This window comes from Pseudomonas sp. 2822-15 (assembly GCF_002742515.1).
GTDB lineage: Bacteria > Pseudomonadota > Gammaproteobacteria > Pseudomonadales > Pseudomonadaceae > Aquipseudomonas > Aquipseudomonas salomonii.
This window is the reverse complement of sequence record NZ_LJRY01000320.1, coordinates 12,875-29,527: the sequence shown is the minus strand read 5'-3', so window position 1 is coordinate 29,527 and position 16,653 is coordinate 12,875. Positions and strand designations below refer to the sequence as shown.

The window sequence follows — 16,653 nt, the reverse complement described above, 5'->3', positions numbered from 1 at the left end:
TTGTGCCGATGAATATCCCTAATCTGATCACCGTTCTACGCGTCCTGCTTATCCCGATTTTCATTTTGTTGTTCTATTTGCCCTACGAATGGAGCTACGCCGCCTCCAGTTCGGTGTTTGCCTTCGCTGCCGCCACCGACTGGCTCGATGGCTACCTGGCACGCCGCCTGGAGCAAAGCACGCCATTCGGCGCGTTCCTGGACCCTGTGGCCGACAAGCTGATGGTCGCCGTGGCCCTGGTCCTGCTGGTGCAGGAACACGGCAACCTGTGGCTGACCTTGCCGGCCGCCGTGATCATCGGCCGCGAGATCGTCGTCTCGGCCCTGCGCGAATGGATGGCCGAAATCGGCGCCCGCGCTCATGTGGCCGTCTCCAACATGGGCAAATGGAAAACCGCCGCGCAAATGCTTGCGCTGGTGATTTTGCTGGCCAACCCGTCGGACTTCTCGATGTGGGTGCTGATTGGTTACGCCTTGCTGCTGATCGCCGCCGGCCTCACGTTGTGGTCCATGCTTCAGTATTTGCGCGCTGCCTGGCCGCATCTGCGCACCACCGTTGAAAAGAAATAAAACTTTTTTGAATCAAGGGGTTGACGGGGGTTCTGGATTCTATAGAATGCACACCACCAAGACGCGGGAATAGCTCAGTTGGTAGAGCACGACCTTGCCAAGGTCGGGGTCGCGAGTTCGAGTCTCGTTTCCCGCTCCAAGATTCAGAAAAAGCCACTCAAATGAGTGGCTTTTTTTGTGCCTGAGAAATACCCGCACTCATTTCGATAGGATGCTTTTGGCCAAAAACGGACCCTGTCTTGGACGTTCAGTTTCCAAGAAGGACACCCTCAAGGGCTGGAGTTCGATTGAGGTCAAGGCGCCTGTAGTTAGCGGTTCATTTATGAAGTGTCTTTTGCTGAGCAGTAATTGTTTCTACGCTCGGCTCGGAAATATTCGTTTCTTTAAGTGGGACTTCGCCTACCGAAAGCGCACGCTCGATGAGTAACTCGCTGCCTTTGTCTTTCAATAAGTCCTGCAGTCGCTGGAATTCGCCGCACCAGATGGTTTCAATGTCGCGATCCCGTGTCCTATCGCGATCGCTGCTGAGGGCTACAGAGCGAACCTGCAGGCGGCCATTGTCGGCTTTTCCACCCACTTCCACTCCATAACCGGGGGTAGCGGCTTTGCGCAGTACGACCTTGCCGGTTTCTGCCCAGGCAGTCGCCATGCCTTCGCGCACTTCGTAGCCGAGGCTGGCCAAGCCGCTGAGCACGGCTTCGCGGCGGGCGAGGGCGGCCTGGTCCTGTAAGTGGGAAGCGATAAGCGCTTTACACTGCTCGATCAATCCGGTGGTTATCGAAAGCTCGGTGTCGGTTGTAAAAGCGCCAATATGATCGAGCAGGGTCGCGTGTTCGATGCCTGTGTAGGTTTTGACTTCGCTGGCCAGATCCTGCAGTTGTTCGAGACACTCGCGTTGGCGTCGGAAGTTTCGGGTGGACGCGGCGAGGTCGAGTACTAGGCTGTCAAGCAGCAGGTTGCGTCGCTTAGCATCGGTTTGCGTTTCAGCTCTTTCCAGTGCCAAGAGGAACGGCGCGGCACATTCAGCGCCTTGCAACAGTTGCAGTTCCACGATGTGGCGGTCAATGCGTAGCAGCCGTGCGTCGCGCGTTGCATCCGGTTCCCGGGCCGCAATCCATTCGCGCAGGGAAACCTCGGGTTCGTCGACCTTGAGTTGCTGCGCCAGGGCGCGTTGGGTATCGCTCAGAGTTGGCTCCCCGCTTGCCTTGCTCAAGTGGGCGAAACCCTCGGCTAGCAGACGTTCGGCATCTTCCCGACTGGCACCGCTGGCCAGTCGTAAGAGAGACTCCAGCAAGGCCTTATCGACGTTTTCGGGGTTGGCTTGCAAAGCGTCAAGCAGGGTTTTTGCGTTTTCCTGGACGCGTCGGTCGCGTTGGCGTCGCTCGGCGGCACGAATTATCGCGCGTTCTTCGCGGTCCTCCAGGTCACGGCGCAGGTGCTCGATTTCCACTGGTACGGCCTTCTGCAGTTCCGCCAATCGGTCTTCTGCCAGCAGAGTGCGAAGGCGAGTGTATCGCTCCAGGAAGGCGGAGCGCTCCTGTTCACTAAGTTCGCCAAGCCTTGTGGCCTGTATCTGCCAGCGGTCCACGGCGCGTTCCAGGCGTTGCATGTGGCCCTCACAAATGGCGATGATTTCTTCGCGGGTAACAATGCGAACGACCTTGGGACCACTCATTGGCAGATTTCCGTATCAACTGAAGTAGGGCTGGGTTGCGGCGGTTGCTCGACTTGCATGGCGTATTCGATTGCTTCACGCAGTCGTGAGCGTTCGCTGTCGCCGCTGTGATACCAGGCTTGCGACGACACACGATGGATGTGCGGGATGGCGCGGTGCAGCACGGACGGACGCCAAATTTCCCGGGCGCGTGCACGTTCCAACAGATTATGGCAAGGCGCATCGCACTCGATGCCTATTGCGTACAGGCCCGTGCTTGGATTCTCGATGGCGAAATCGAGCCCGAAAGCGTCGCCTTCACTGGCGGGAGCCGCCTGCCATCCCAGGGAATGAATGAATTCACCGACCAGCCTGACAAAACCATCACTTTGCTGACCTTGCTCACGACGCTGGCTGCTGCTGCGGTCCGTCTGCAGGCGCTCCAGCAACTTAGTACTGTTGCTGAACTCGCCCGAGGAGAGCGCGCGAGCATATTCCAGATAGCCTTGCAGATAGTCTCTCGGGCTGTTAGGCGCGCGGTACGTGTTTAGCATGTCCGAGATATCGGCGATTGGCATCGACGTGATCATCACCACCTTGCGACGCGCGCGGGTCACCGCCACGTTCAGGCGTCGTTCGCCCCCCGTCTGCCCCAGTACGCCGAAGCTACGGCGGAATGTGCCTTGGCTGTTGCGCCCAAAGGTGGAGGAGAAGACGATGATGTCGCGTTCATCCCCCTGCACGTTCTCCACGTTCTTGACGAACACCGACATGTCCTCGCCGTCTTCGCTGCGCTCGCGCTCCTGGGCGTAGGCGGCGCGGAACAGTTCATCCTGCTCTGCACGCTGCTCCAAGTGCTCCTCGATGAGGTCAGCCTGCTTGCGGTTGAAGGTGACGACACCCACCGAAGGGCGCTGGTCGTAGGGCTTCTGCCACAATTCGCTCAGGTACTCGACGACCCGTTCGGCTTCCTGGGCGTTACTCTGGTTCTGATACAGCCCGCCGACCTGGATCAGCTCCAGCGGCTTAATGCGTTGGATGTTCGCCTGCGGGTGACGGACCGGAACGTTCAGGCGATTGCCATAGAACGAAGCGTTGGAAAAGCCGATCAGTTCACGGTAGGCCGAACGGTAGTGGATCTGCAATGTGGTACTGGGCAGGGCGTTGCGCGCCAGCTGCAGCAGGTCGGGGCAATCCTTGATCTCACGACGGTTCCAAGTGTCTTCGAACGTTTCGCGCTGTTCCTCATCCGCGTCGTCGTCAGGTTCGTCGCCGTCAAACACTTCGGCTTCGTCGCTTTCGATGCGACTGGAAAAGAATGCCGTCGGCGGCATTTGCTTTTCATCGCCGCTGACAACAGTGACCTGACCGCGGAACAGGGTCGGCAGGGCGAACTCAACCGGCATCTGCGAGGCTTCGTCATAGATGACAGTATCGAACAGGCCTGCCTTGAGCGGCAGTACACGACTGGCGACGTCCGGGTTCATTAGCCACACCGGACGCAGGCTCATCAAACCGAGGTTACTACCCAGTTCGATGAATTCACGCAGGCGCCGCGAGCGTTTGCCAGTCAGGCGGGTAACATCCTCCCATTGTTTGCGATTGCCCAGGTTATCGAGGTTGATGCCTTTGGCCAGCAGCTCACGATTGAGCCGCCGCATCTGTGCGTCGGCTTGCGCGAGGCTGCCGACTTTGGCGCGGGCTTCGTCCTGGCTGAGCAGCAGTTCGGGATTGGTTTGCTCTACGCGGTGTTTCCAGCCCAGTCGGGCTTCGCGGTTGAGCAGGCGCCGCACTTCGGCTTCAAGTTGCTCGGGCGCAATGTTGTCCAACTGTTCCTGGCGTTGGCGCAGCAATGCGAGCAGCTCCAGGTCGGCTGCTGTCAACTGAGCGGCGCGCCCGCGGAATGCCTGGTAGGCGGCCAGGAAGGGCAGCGCTTCATGCAGCCGATCAAGAGACAGTTGATTGCTCAGATTGTGCTCGATGGCGTGCTGCAGTTGCTGCACCAGTTCTTCGCCCAGCCAGTCGCCGAGTATCTTGAGTTGCTCGAGGCTGGATTGGCGAACGCCATGGCGCATCAGCGAAGCATCGAGATCGCTGAGCAGCGCCTCGAGATGTTGTTTGTCGCCGGCGAGGGCGGCCTCGTCGGCCTGCCGAGCGCGAGGCGATTGCGCCAGCGCCATGGCCAGCGCCTGGATTTCCAGCAGGTGGCGGATGTCGCTCTTCACGAAGCTGATCAATTCCAGGCAGGCTTGCTGACTCACAGCTTCCAGTTCCAACGCCTGATGCAGCGTACTCAACTCGGCGCGCAATGGTCGCCACTGGCTTTCAAGGCGGATGGCTGCCTGTAGGGTTGGTAGTGCTTCAATAACACGGCTTTCCCCCTGGCCCTGAACGAAGTTGCGCAGTCGGTTGCGCCGCAACAGATGCATCGGGTTGATGTTCGCCAACCAGGACCGGGCTGCCATGACCTTGGTGCAGTCTTGATCCAGATGCCTGAGGGCCTTGTTTTCGAGCAGGCAGAGGGCCGGTGACAAGGCGGGGGCGTAGTGGTCCTGATCCAGTTGGCCGAGTTGCTGATCCAGTTGCTGTAGTTCACCGAGAATCGACTCTCCCCGTGGAGGTTGGCCCGCTTCGCGGCTGCGGAAAAGCGGTAGCCACCGCGCAAGGCGCAGACGTTGCTCTTGCTTCAGGTCGAGCAGGGCTGCGACATGGGCCGCTATCCAGTTACGGTACGGCACCGGGTCGTCGATTTCGAAGCTGGCCGGGTGTGCTTGCAGCGTGGCCTGACGGTTGTGTTCGGCTTGGGTGAAGCTGTGCAGATTGTCGGTGAAAGCCTGCAAAGTCGCCCGGTCGGCGGCGAACGACTGCAACTGGGCCAATGGGCTGCCTTCGTAGCGTGCGGGCAACCACAGGCGAATCAGAGGAGCGCAGCTTTCTTCCAAGCGAGTCAGGCTAGCGAGGTCCAGGGAGGCCAGGCGTTGGCGCAGGGCCGGAAACTCGAGCGGGGCCGGGCCGGATTCCAATTCAATCAACTCGCCGAGCAGCCTGCGATAACTGAGGCCGGTATTTTCATCCAGGCGATGCAGACTCTGGTGGAAGCGGTCGAGCTCGCCCTCCAGGGCCTCGATGCGGGCCGCGACCTGTTCGCGCTGGCGCTGCCAGCCCTGCGCCTGGCTGCCGTTCGTGAACAGGCTTTCCAGTTGTTCGCGAATATTGCGGATGACGGGCTCGCGGTCGCGGTTGACGTCATTGAGCATGACGATGCGTTGACCAAGGCCTTCGGCAACCAGGCGTTTGTATACCACCTCAAGCGCCGCATGCTTCTGGCAGACGATAAGCAAGCTGCGCTGGCGGCCGATGGCGTCGGCGACCATGTTGACGATGGTCTGGCTCTTGCCGGTTCCAGGCGGCCCCTCGACCAGCAGTCCCGGGCTTTGTCGGGCCTGGATCACGGCCGCCTCCTGGGAGGGGTCGCTGGCCACGGTGAAATAGCGTTGCAGCTCGCCTGGAGGTGTCTCGTGCGTGGTTTCATCGGCGGTCTTGAGGCGCAACGCCGTTTCCAGGCCGGTACCGGCGGGCGACAGGGTTTTCAGTTGGCGCAGGTCTTCACCGATGGCTTGCCCCATGAAGGTCACGTGAAACAGCACCGCCGCGCAGTCCAGCTCGTCTTGGTAGGGCGCGATCTCCACGCTGCTGGCGGGCAGGTTGCCAAGGGCGCGTGAGCGAATGGTGGCGAGCATGCCGAAGGCGTCCATCACATCCGTCGCACGAATTGACGAGCGGCCCAGCAGTTCATCGACGGTCTTGCGCCAACGTTTGCAGGTTTCGGCGCCGAGCACGCTTTCCAACGCGGGGTTGAGCCGCACTTCCTCGCGCTCACTGTCAAACGCCAAGGCGGCGTGACCACGAGAACCCAGTTCCAGCAGCAGCTTCACTGGCCATAGCAGCAGCGGGATAATCCGTGTGCGCGTGGTGCCGCGAGGGTCGCGATTGAGCAGGAAAGGGAAGCCCAGGTACAGGCCGTCGATGCCGGTGTCGCGTTTGTACAGCGCGCTTTGCCGGTACAGGGCATGCAGGCGCGATTCCAGCTGGCCGTTGAGCTGAAAACTCTCTGGGTCGAGGCTCACTGCCCGGGCATTACGTTGCAGCAGGTGATCTAGCAAAGCCCCGGCCGGACTGCGCTCGCTGTTCAGTTCACTGATGTCGACCCGTGCGGTGGTCTTGCCGATGCTCATACGCACCAGTGGCCCGCGCATCACTGCGGTCACCACCTTCTTCTCGAAGAAGTCGAGGATCTGTGAGACGTACTGCTGTTTCTGTGGTTCCAGCCAATGACTGGACGGGATGGCCAGCAACACCAGTGCCTGGGCCAACGGCATACGTCGCTCCAGGCGGAACTGCTCGGCCCACTCGTCCACTGCCGGCACGCCACACCGGGCAAAGCCTTGGATGCGTTCATCGACACTGCGGTACAGCTCAAGTCGCGAATGCAACAGCAGTTGGGTTGCCGCTTCGGAGTCGAACCAACCGACATCGGCAGCCCTGGCCAGCTCGGCGGCGGCCTCTACGATTGAGGCCCCCGAACGGAACTGACTGATCGCCGCGCTGAGCAGCACGATCAGGTCCTCTTCGGCGATCACCCGGCGCTCCGACAGAGAGCTCAGTCCCGGATGGTCGGTGTCTGGAAACAGGCGTTGTCGCTCTTGCCATTGCGTGGACAGCTTGGCTCGCGAGGTCGATAGCAGGAATATCCGCAGTTGCTCTTCGACCAACTCGATGTGTTGGTGCAGTGCACGCTGACGTACGTTTTCGGCGCGAGACTTGAGACGCGACAGCCAGTTGTCGGTCTGCAATTGCTCAAGCAGGTCCGGGACCGACCCGCTGATCAAGCGATAGCCTTCCAGTGGGTGCTCCAGTAGCCATCCTGGTGTGACGATGTCGCCACGATGAATCAACGGGATTTCCGGATTGAGGATTCTCAGTGCCAGCATTAGACGGAAATCGTCCTCAATCCCTTCGTGCTGAACGACCTGACGCAAGCCGGCGACTAGAGAGGGGGCGAGACCGACCTGTTCGGCCCACGTCACGATCACACCGCGCAGCAAATGGTCCAGAGCCTGTTGCCAGTTATCCGCCTGGGCAGCCTCCAGGGCGAATACGCCGGGCTTGTGAAAGCGGCGATCGCCCAGCAGTAGGGTGGCGCCTTCACCATCGTCCGTTTGCTGGACGGAAGAGGCCGGAGCCTCGACCGCAATTCCGTTGAGCCAGCCTTCGACCTGCTGCCATTGCCAGCGCTGATGACGGTCGCGCGCCAACAGACCTCGCAGCAGCAGGTGCAGGCGCGGGTCGAGGTCGTCGGGGATCGGTACTCCGTTGGCCAGCACGTGAATAAGAAATGCATTGGCATTGATGCCGTCGAAGCAGGCGCCCTGGGTCAGTTGCTCAAGCAGGATCATGCCCAGGCTCCACCAGTCCGAGGCAGCCGCAACGCCGCCTGCGATGGCTTCGGGCGCCATATAGCGGCTGGTTTCCAGTGGCGATACGATGTCCAGGTCGAACTCGGACAGGCGTGCCGAGCCGAAGCCGCTGATGACCAGGTCCAGCGGTTCGCGGGAACGTACCAGCAGGCTGGCTGGGCGCAGGTCACGATGGCGCAGGCCGGCCTCGTTGAAAGCATGCAGCGCGAGGCCCAGTTCGTTGACCACATGGTGCACGCTGGCGCTGTCGCGGATTACGCTGCCAAGTTCTGCCAGGGTCCCACCGGTGAGTTCTTCAATGACCTCATAGGCACGGTCATCCCAGCGGCCGGTGGCAATGATTTCGGGTACGTGTTCGCGTGACAGTCGGCGGATCACATCATAGATCGCCGGGTCCGGTTCGGCGCCGGGTCGATACAGGGTCAGGACCGCCTGTTGTGCGGTTTCCTCGTGCTCGGCGAGGTATCGTTCTCGCACACCGTCGGTGCTGCTGATCTGACGGATCAGGCGCCAGCCATCGATCAGGGTCTGGGTGGGGGGCTCTGGTTTGCTGCTGTCTGGCTGGACGTCGTAGGACGTTGCTTGCGCAGGTGAGCTCCCACACTCAAGGCACATCAGGTCGCCATCGACCATCGGGTGACCATTTTCGCAGAGCAGATCAGGGGCATTCCCCTGAGTCGGGCTGACCTGCGGGAGGGGCTCCTCAGTGACGACGGCTTGCGGCCGCCAACCGGCGGTATGAATGGGTTCGCCAGCGAGGTCCCAACCGCAGGGTCGTTCCTGAATAAGCCCTTCGCAGAACATTTCCTGGAGGGTGCGTTCGGTTTTGCAGTTGGGGCAGAAACGTATCATGAGGTTTGCTCCACTCAGCGGCGTCGCGACGCGTGTGCGCTGATTTGTAAATGATGGCCTTGTTCATGCAGCAGATCGCGTAAGCGCAATAGATCGTCACGTCGTGGGATGCCGGCCATCCAGACGCTGCCACTTTCGTCAAACATCAGGTCGAGCGCCTTGTCGGTGGGTTCGAGCGGTCGTTCGTAATGACCCAGGCGTGCCCGGCCCAGTGGCGTGAGCAGGCTCAGGCGTTGATTGTCACTGCCGCGCAAAGCCATGGTCTGACTGAGTGCTTCGATATAGGGGTCGCTGATCAAGGCATCTATCAAGCCCTTGGTCTGGAGCAACGGCTCTTTGAGTTGCTCCAGGGAGTAGCCACTGTAGACCAGGATGTCGAGCTCGCTGAGTCGACGCAGGCCTTTGAGCAGCGATCGCAGGGCGTCGAACTGGTCGAACGGTTCTCCTCCGGAAATGGTGATTCCTTCGGCCTCGTGCAGCCAGGGGGTTATCTGTTCAAGCAGTTGCTCCAGCGACAAGCGTCGGTGCCCTGGCCCCCAGGTATCGGCAGAGATGCATCCTGGACAGCGGATGCTGCAACCCTGGAACCAGATACCAATACGCCGCCCCGGGCCGAGGGTAGTGACCGGAAAATGCATCCGTGACAGGCTAAGGTCCATGTTCAGCGGCGTTCCATCTTCAGTCCGGAGATGTCCAACTCGGTGATCGTGAAGTGCTCGCCCGGTTGCGCGTCCTGATCGAACAGTGCCCGCGACAGGGGATTGAGCAGGCGTGCCTCTAACTGGTTGCGGATGCCCCGGCCACCGTTGGACAGGTCCTGCAGACAGAGATTGTGCAGTGTCTGGCGTGCCTGGGGGGCCAATTCAATAAACAGGTTCTGTCTCTGCAGGTCGTCGAAGGTGGCGTTGACCATTTGTTCGAAGATCTGCACTGCAACGCCTTCGCGAATGAAGTCGAAAACGATGATGTTCTCGCCGATTCGATTGAGGATTTCCGGCCGGTTGAGCACGAGTTTGAAATATCGGTCGATCTCGCTGTGCACCTTGTCCTGGACTTGCTCGAAGGCTTCGCCCGGCAGGACGTTGGCAACGCGTTCGCCATTGTCACCCTGGCGATAGATCCCCAGGTTGGAAGTGAACACGATCAGGGCCTCCGAAAAGTACACCCGATCACCGCGGCCTGAAGTCAGCACTCCGTCGTCGAGGATCTGCAGAAACTTGTCGAGAATCCGTGGGTGGGCTTTTTCGATTTCATCGAATAACACCACGCTGAACGGTTTCTCGCGGATAGCATTGGTCAGCTCACCGCCGACGTCATAGCCGACGTAGCCGGGCGGTGCGCCGATAAGGCGTTGATCGGCATGCTCGGCGCTGAACTCCGACATGTCGAAGCGGATATATGCACTTTCGTCGCCGAACAGCAGGCTGGTAATCGTTTTGGCGAGTTCGGTCTTGCCCACGCCGGTCGGCCCCGCGAGAAAGGCTACGCCCCGTGGACGGTTGCCCTTGCGACTGGCGCCGACGCCTGTCATCGCACGCTTGACGATGTCGAGCATGTGCGTCACGGCATGCTCCTGGCCTTTGACCCGCTGGTGGACGAGCGCGTCCGAATGCCGGATACGCTGACGGTCGATCTTCAGCCACGGGTCCTCGGTGACACCGATCTTGTAGCGGCGCACCGCATCGGCAATCTGCTCCATGGCTACCCCCTCGACCCGCGCCAGTTGCGCAATGGCGCTGAGATCGAGCAGCAGCAATCCCTCGGTGTTCTGGACGAAGGCTTCCACAGCCTGACGCATGACCACTTCGCTGGCGCCCTGGCTGCCACTGAGCCCTTTGAGCAACGCCGGTGCCAATGCACGGCGGGACAATTGATCGGGCTTGGACACGGGAATGTGGCGCAAGCGCGGGTTGTCGACCAGCAACCAGTCGGGCAAATCACCTTCTTTTTCCACCAGCCATAGCAGGGTATTGAAAAACGGTTTGCGCAGCTCTGTGGCCGGACGGCTGCGAGCCTGATGGGATTGCACCAGGGCCTGGGTGAAGAGCTGGTGTTCAGCGGCGCTGAGGGAGTCGTTGCGAACCACCAGGCGTGAGGCAAAATCGATGATCAACGCGATAGGTTCGCCAGCACGACCCACCAGTCGTGGCAGGGTGGCGCCCAGCAGATCGATACCTGCGGGTGCTGCGCCATTTATTGGAGTCAGGCCAAGTTCATGAAGCAACGTCTGGCCGGCTTCAGGGGCGCAGCCGGGTTTGTCGACTACCCGAAAACCGGACACGGGATCCCAAGCGATGACCTGGGCGTAGCCAGCATCGAGTAGGTCATTAGAGAGGGTTTGGTTGAAGCTCTGCGCTGTCACCGTGCCGGGCGTCACTTCACTGGCCTGCAGGTCCCGGATGTTACCGGACAGGACGAATTGGCTCTTCAGCGGCAAGAAGCGGAGAAGATCTCGTAGCCAACGTGGGCTTTCAAATATGGCAATCCCTGACATGTTTCAGCTCGTAACGTTGGGGCGGTACGGGCAGGGTATTGCTCAATGCGCCCATTTGCCAGTGCGCTGCTACGAAAAGTTGTTTTGAGAGAGTGCTTCTGAGGGGGAGGGTTATCAGGTGGCGGCCTATTGGCCGCCCCTGATCCGAAAGTGCAGAAGCGTTGAGTCTTAATAACAAGCTCACGCAACCTATGAAGCCTCAATCTTCAATGTTGCCCATTGCTGTAGTATTAAAGCCGCCATCGACATACAGTATTTCGCCGCTAATTCCGGACGCCAGCTCCGAACACAAGAATGCGCCAGCGTTGCCAACTTCTTCGATAGTAACGTTGCGGCGCAGTGGAGTCTGCGCCTCGTTAGCCGCGAGCATCTTGCGGAAGTTCTTGATACCTGATGCGGCCAGCGTGCGTATCGGGCCAGCCGAGACGGCATTGACGCGAGTGCCTTGCGGGCCTAGTGAGCCGGCAAGATAACGTACACTGGCTTCGAGAGAGGCTTTTGCCATGCCCATGACGTTATAGTTAGGCATGGTGCGTTCCGCGCCCAGGTACGAAAGTGTCAAAAGGCTGCCATTACGGCCTGCCATCATTTTGCGCCCTGCCTTGGCCAGCGCGACGAAGCTATAAGCGCTGATATCGTGGGCAATCCGAAAACCTTCACGGGTGGTCGATTCGGTGAAGTCGCCCTCAAGTTGGTCACTGGGGGCGAAGCCGACAGAGTGCACAATGCAGTCTAGGCTGTCCCAATGAGCGCCCAAGGCTTGAAACACCTGTGCGATTTCCTCGTCGCTCGCAACATCACAAGGAAAGCACAACTCTGGCTTTGAGCCCCAACTCGCCGCAAAATCTTCCACTCGAGCCTTAAGTTTTTCATTTTGGTAGGTAAACGCAAGCTCTGCACCTTCCCGATGCATGGCTGCTGCGATGCCGGAGGCAATAGACAATTTGCTGGCTACACCTACGATCAATACGCGCTTACCGGTGAGGAAACCCATGTGTTGCTCCTTTCAAGCTGATAGTCAGTGTCCGTGGCAATTGCGCCGGACGATCACTGTTTCCTTAGAGGGGGGAGCCAATACCTTTTTCTCCCCCTTATGATCCTGTCGATATCCGTCAATTAACGGCTAGCGAGCTCGAATTCTACACCGAACTATAAGCGGTATGCTTGTTTGAGGTGTAAATTGAGAAACTTCGATTCGATACGTGAGCCTGTGATACTTGGTAGCAATCTGGCCGAAGACTGTAGGGGATCGGAGTTCGCTGAGGCAGTGAGCGCTCCCCAGTTAGTACGTATGTGCCAACTCCCATGCTTAAAAAGGCAGCGCTCGAGTGATGCCTGTTAAGTTCGGGATTGGATAGAACAGTATACTTTTTGAAAGCGGGCACTTGTTTTTTGGTTTTCAACTTGTTAAGGTGCGTCCCGAGTTTTACCTGCAAGAGGAAAGCTTGCAAGGAAGAAAAAAGTAAAGCACGGAGTGGCTTATGAAAATTGCTGAAAAAACCTCTTATTCAAAAGCTTTGAGCTTTCTGGCTTTAAGCTTTTCGCTCTATTCTGCCGTCTCCTATTTTAACTATTTATTGATGTGCCACTGATTTCAGAATTCCTGAACTTTTCTTGAAGGGCGCGTTGTTTCGTCTAAGATTTGGTCGCGACTTAACATTAATCATACTTGTGCACATTAAACATAGGCAAAAGCAGGGTCGCTCATAGAATGCCTGCCTGCATCATTTATGTGCTCTGAATTTTTATTATTTAATGGCGTTGGAATGTCCATTGCTATGGAGTGCTCAGTGTAGGCGAATAAGCTGCCGGCTATAGGCAGCCGCGTTGCGCGTGTAATTGCGCGTCACGCTAATCTGTTATCAAGAAACGAAAAATAAGGATGTTACCGCGATGTCAATTCATGAAGTGCTGCGCTCTGGCCTGGATCAGGCAAACTGTTTTTTGGAGCTAACAGAGGGTCGGTCACTGCTTGAGTTGGAGCAGCTGTCACCGCAAGAAGTTAAAGACATGCTCTCCAAAACTAAGCTGCCTGCTTTAATTATTCCGAAAGCGTACGGTGGGCTCCAGCTGCCGCTGAAAGAAGCGCTTGAAGCGGTTGGGTTAGTTGCTGCGGTATGTCCTTCGGCGGCTCTGATGCTTTGTATGCACTATCATGTTGTATCGACCATCGCAATGTATCCCTCCGCGTTTCCGTTTGCGGACATGTTGCTCAACGATATTTCGCTGAACGGTAAGTTGATGGCATCCGCGTTTGCCGAAAGCTCGGGAAATCAAGATATTTTCCACACCAGCGTCGCCGCGAGCGTAAATGAAGAGGGCGTTATTAAAATTACAGGCAGTAAAAAGCCTTGTACGATGAGTAACGTTGCTGACTATTACGCAGTGTCAATCGTTACTGCAGAAGGCTTGCCGGGCATTGCAATTTTGTCCAATGGCGATGCGGGACTTGAACGTAAAGACTTTTGGCCCGGCGATATCCTGCTAGCAACAGACAGCCATGAAGTAATATTTGATGACGTAACAGTTAAGAATGGTTGGGTTGTTTGGGCGGAAAACGAATCGTTCGAGCTCTATCTCAATACCGGTTTGATTAGCTTTAATCTATTCATATGTGCCGCTTACACTGGTGCCTGCCAAGCACTCTCCGAGCGCCTCAGTCCTAGCGCAATGGCGAGCCCACCGATTTTCATTCCTATCAAAGGCGGGCTTGCCCAGTGCCGTTATAGCGTAATGGGAATCGCAGAAAACGTGATGCCGGCTAATATTGCATGGCTCGTGCCTGAGGTGTTGGCGTTGCGTTACCAAATCCAGCGCACACTGAAAGAAATCAAAATATGCATCTTTGAAAATTTCGGTGCACAACGCTACCTCTCCGATAACCAGGCACATTATCTTGCTAAGGCTGTCGACTTACTTGCATTCCATCCTGTGACGCGCTTTGGATTCGAACAGCAGATGAGCCAAGGTTGTGAACTGTGAATCTCCAACCCTACCGTCAGTCGATGCTCAAAAAATTCAAGCTCGATTTGGATATCGTACGAAGCAAAGGCTGCTATCACTACGATGCTCAGGGTAAAAAAATATTAGATGGCGTCGCGCAATATGGCGCTTTGCCGTTTGGGCATAACTCCAGCGAGTTGAACGCGATCGCGATTGACTATTTGCAACGTGAGTGCCCGAACTTTATTCAGCCCTTTGTCGCTGCAAGCACCCAGCAATTGGCTGATCGCTTGATCCAGGTCGCAGGCGCCAATTACGAGCAGGTCGTGTTCACTAACACGGGTACAGAAACAGTCGAGGCTGCCCTGAAGTTAAGTCGCCTGAAAACTGGCAGAAGGGCAGTGCTGTCTGCAAAAAACTCGTTCCATGGTAAAACGTATGCTGCACTGTCTGCGACGGGCAGCAAGCGCTATAGCAACCCCGACATTGTCGATGGCGAAAACTACAGTAAAGTGCAGTACAACGATTTAGCAGCGCTGCAGGCGGCTCTGGAAACCAGACGATTTTCTGCTTTTATTGTAGAGCCCATTCAAGGTGAGGGGGGCATGACTCCCGCCGAGACCAACTACCTGGTAGAGGCACAGAGATTGTGCCGAGTTTATGGAACGCTACTGGTATTGGATGAAATTCAGACCGGTCTTGGGCGTTCTGGGGCCGTTTTTGCTGCCCACCGCTTTGGGGTTGAGCCTGACCTCATCCTGCTCTCTAAAGCCCTAGGCGGAGGCATTATCCCCATCGGCGCCATGATCATTAAGCGTGGTGTCTATAGTGCAGAATTCGACAGCAAACATAGCTCTACATTCGCCAACGGCGGTTTGGCATGTGCTGTTGGGCTCGCTGTCATCAATTCATTGATGTGCGAGCAAAGCGCGCTGTTAGAGCATGTTAGGGAATGCGAGGCGATCATCAGCCAGCGACTCGCGTTACTGGCGGATAAATACACCAGCTTTACTTACAGTGGCCTTGGGCTTATGTACGCATTGCATTTTAGTGATCCGGCGACCCAAGGTAACTATATCGTCAGTTATGCGCAGAAAAGCGATTTAATGTCGCTACTGATCTGTGGCTATCTTGTGCACGTTAAAGGCATCTTTTGCATGCCGCTGTTGAATGACGCCGAGCGTGGGAGTATCCGTTTTCAGCCAGCGCTCACTATTAGCAAGTCAGAGTTGAAGCGATTCCTCGGCGCCTTCGAGGAGGTGTGCGAGATTCTGCAAAACAAGCGTTACGACAAGCTAATGGGTTTCCTGGTGGGGTATGTGCCCGCAGCCAGCGATGCGCCAGTGAAAGGTAATGCCAAGAAAAAACCTCGGCCCCGGCCACTGTCGCCACAGCCGGTGAAGGGTGACCATGTGCAGTTCGCATTTCTCCTGCACTCCACGAGTGCCGAGGATATCTGCAGAGGCTTGCCGGAAGCCGTTATTGAATACTTCACCGAAGCGCAGAAGCTTGCGTTGGCGCACTGGTTTTTCTCGTTCGGGCAGATAGAAAACAGTCCTGAAGTTGTATTTGAATTCTCAATGGCAAGCCCTCATGGCCGGGTAGTCAATGGCGCAATGATTTACAGCCCCATCAGTCCGCAAGCGATGCTTAAGCTGAGTCGCGCCGATAAGGCCGATTTGTTGAAAAAGTATCTGCAGAAAGCCCAAGATGTCGGCGCCGTTGTGGTGGGTTTAGGCGCTTATACTTCGGTTATTTCAAAAGGCGGTCTGGACATTGCTGATGCCCCTTTCCGTTTGACCACTGGTAACAGCCTTACAGCTATATCCAGTTGCAACTTGATCCGTGAAGTATTCGGCCCATCGGCTTTGCGCAAGCGCCTGATGATATTCGGTGCTCGGGGGTCTGTAGGTCGTGTCGCACTCATGGATCTATGCCAGTTTTTTGGAAAGATAGACATCGTTGGCAGCATGAGTTCTACGGTCGAGGAGCAGTACATCAATTTGCGTGGTGCGCTGATCGAGGTGCTCCTGCGAGTCGAGTGTCTCAGCGATGAATCCGCCGCCGGGAAGTTCTGGGGCGTTTGCAGGAATCTCGATCTCGAACAGGCGTTGCTTCACTGCCCGGCCGAGCAGGTGCCTGTATTAATGCAATCGATCATGGATGCCGGTACGGCCAGTGGCGTGCAATTCTTCGAGGTCCATATTGGGCTGGAGCACACCGTAATCGCCCAGGACATTGATTGCGTGTACTCGGCTACCAGCGAAGGCAAACCTTTCATCGCCGCCGACGTTTTTCCGAAGACCTGTAAGATTTTCGACGTGGCCCGCCCCTTCGATGTGCTGCGTGAGGGAGGGGCTCGGGAGGTGTACGAGGGAGGATTGGTTACCTTGCCCGATGCACAAGCGATGTTGAGTGACTGCAACATCATCGGCTGTGAGCCTGGGGTGAGTCTGGCATGCCTCTCGGAAACCATATTGCTCAGCATGGAAAATGTAAGTTCCAGTTATAGCATTGGTAAAGAAATTGCCTATGACGAAGCCAAGGAGGTGGGTGAGTTGGCTGCTCGCCATGGATTCAGTTATTACATTGATCGTAAAAAAGATCGCTTGCCAGCTTGACATGGGCCACTGCGCAGCATCTTCGATGAGCCGTCGTTCAGTC

Annotated in this window: 8 protein-coding genes and 1 tRNA gene; 4 read left to right on the top strand and 5 right to left on the bottom strand. The window is 57.2% G+C overall.

Annotated elements, in window-relative coordinates; all coding sequences use genetic code 11:
* Positions 1–8: 8 nt before the first annotated feature.
* Positions 9–569, top strand: coding sequence for a CDP-diacylglycerol--glycerol-3-phosphate 3-phosphatidyltransferase (gene pgsA, locus AOA59_RS27960; protein ID WP_056858037.1), 561 nt, complete (start codon positions 9–11; stop codon positions 567–569).
* Between the two features lie 63 nt (positions 570–632).
* A tRNA-Gly gene (locus AOA59_RS27955) sits at positions 633–708 on the top strand.
* A gap of 177 nt (positions 709–885) precedes the next feature.
* Here the strand turns inward: AOA59_RS27955 and AOA59_RS27950 are convergent.
* The 5 genes from AOA59_RS27950 to fabI form a co-directional block, all read right to left on the bottom strand.
* Complete coding sequence (locus AOA59_RS27950; protein ID WP_256593137.1) at positions 886–2,244, bottom strand: hypothetical protein; 1,359 nt, start codon at positions 2,242–2,244, stop codon at positions 886–888.
* Positions 2,241–8,552 (bottom strand): AAA domain-containing protein, encoded by a 6,312-nt coding sequence (locus AOA59_RS27945; protein ID WP_099489755.1) that lies wholly within the window; start codon positions 8,550–8,552, stop codon positions 2,241–2,243. The genes AOA59_RS27950 and AOA59_RS27945 overlap by 4 nt, the downstream gene beginning before the upstream one ends.
* A gap of 14 nt (positions 8,553–8,566) precedes the next feature.
* On the bottom strand, positions 8,567–9,211 hold the full coding sequence (locus AOA59_RS27940) for a 4Fe-4S single cluster domain-containing protein (RefSeq protein WP_099489754.1): 645 nt from the start codon (positions 9,209–9,211) through the stop codon (positions 8,567–8,569).
* Positions 9,212–9,213: 2 nt separating this feature from the next.
* Positions 9,214–11,046, bottom strand: coding sequence for an AAA family ATPase (locus AOA59_RS27935; protein ID WP_099489753.1), 1,833 nt, complete (start codon positions 11,044–11,046; stop codon positions 9,214–9,216).
* Between the two features lie 199 nt (positions 11,047–11,245).
* Positions 11,246–12,040: an enoyl-ACP reductase FabI gene (fabI, locus tag AOA59_RS27930; protein WP_065926218.1), complete on the bottom strand. Its 795-nt coding sequence runs from the start codon at positions 12,038–12,040 to the stop codon at positions 11,246–11,248.
* Positions 12,041–12,939: 899 nt separating this feature from the next.
* Here fabI and AOA59_RS27925 point away from each other — a divergent pair.
* Together AOA59_RS27925 and AOA59_RS27920 are read left to right on the top strand one after the other, a co-directional pair.
* Complete coding sequence (locus AOA59_RS27925) at positions 12,940–14,028, top strand: acyl-CoA dehydrogenase family protein (protein WP_099489752.1); 1,089 nt, start codon at positions 12,940–12,942, stop codon at positions 14,026–14,028.
* Positions 14,025–16,610 carry an aminotransferase class III-fold pyridoxal phosphate-dependent enzyme gene (locus tag AOA59_RS27920; RefSeq protein ID WP_099489751.1) on the top strand — a complete coding sequence of 862 codons (2,586 nt, stop codon included), beginning with the start codon at positions 14,025–14,027 and terminating at the stop codon, positions 16,608–16,610. The genes AOA59_RS27925 and AOA59_RS27920 overlap by 4 nt, the downstream gene beginning before the upstream one ends.
* Positions 16,611–16,653: the final 43 nt, after the last annotated feature.

Bases quoted from the DNA above. Each gene is read 5' to 3' on its own strand.
- pgsA (WP_056858037.1), top strand. From the start codon at position 9: ATGAATATCCCTAATCTGATCACCGTTCTACGCGTCCTGCTTATCCCG.
- AOA59_RS27950 (WP_256593137.1), bottom strand. From the start codon at position 2,244: ATGAGTGGTCCCAAGGTCGTTCGCATTGTTACCCGCGAAGAAATCATC.
- AOA59_RS27945 (WP_099489755.1), bottom strand. From the start codon at position 8,552: ATGATACGTTTCTGCCCCAACTGCAAAACCGAACGCACCCTCCAGGAA.
- AOA59_RS27940 (WP_099489754.1), bottom strand. From the start codon at position 9,211: ATGGACCTTAGCCTGTCACGGATGCATTTTCCGGTCACTACCCTCGGC.
- AOA59_RS27935 (WP_099489753.1), bottom strand. From the start codon at position 11,046: ATGTCAGGGATTGCCATATTTGAAAGCCCACGTTGGCTACGAGATCTT.
- fabI (WP_065926218.1), bottom strand. From the start codon at position 12,040: ATGGGTTTCCTCACCGGTAAGCGCGTATTGATCGTAGGTGTAGCCAGC.
- AOA59_RS27925 (WP_099489752.1), top strand. From the start codon at position 12,940: ATGTCAATTCATGAAGTGCTGCGCTCTGGCCTGGATCAGGCAAACTGT.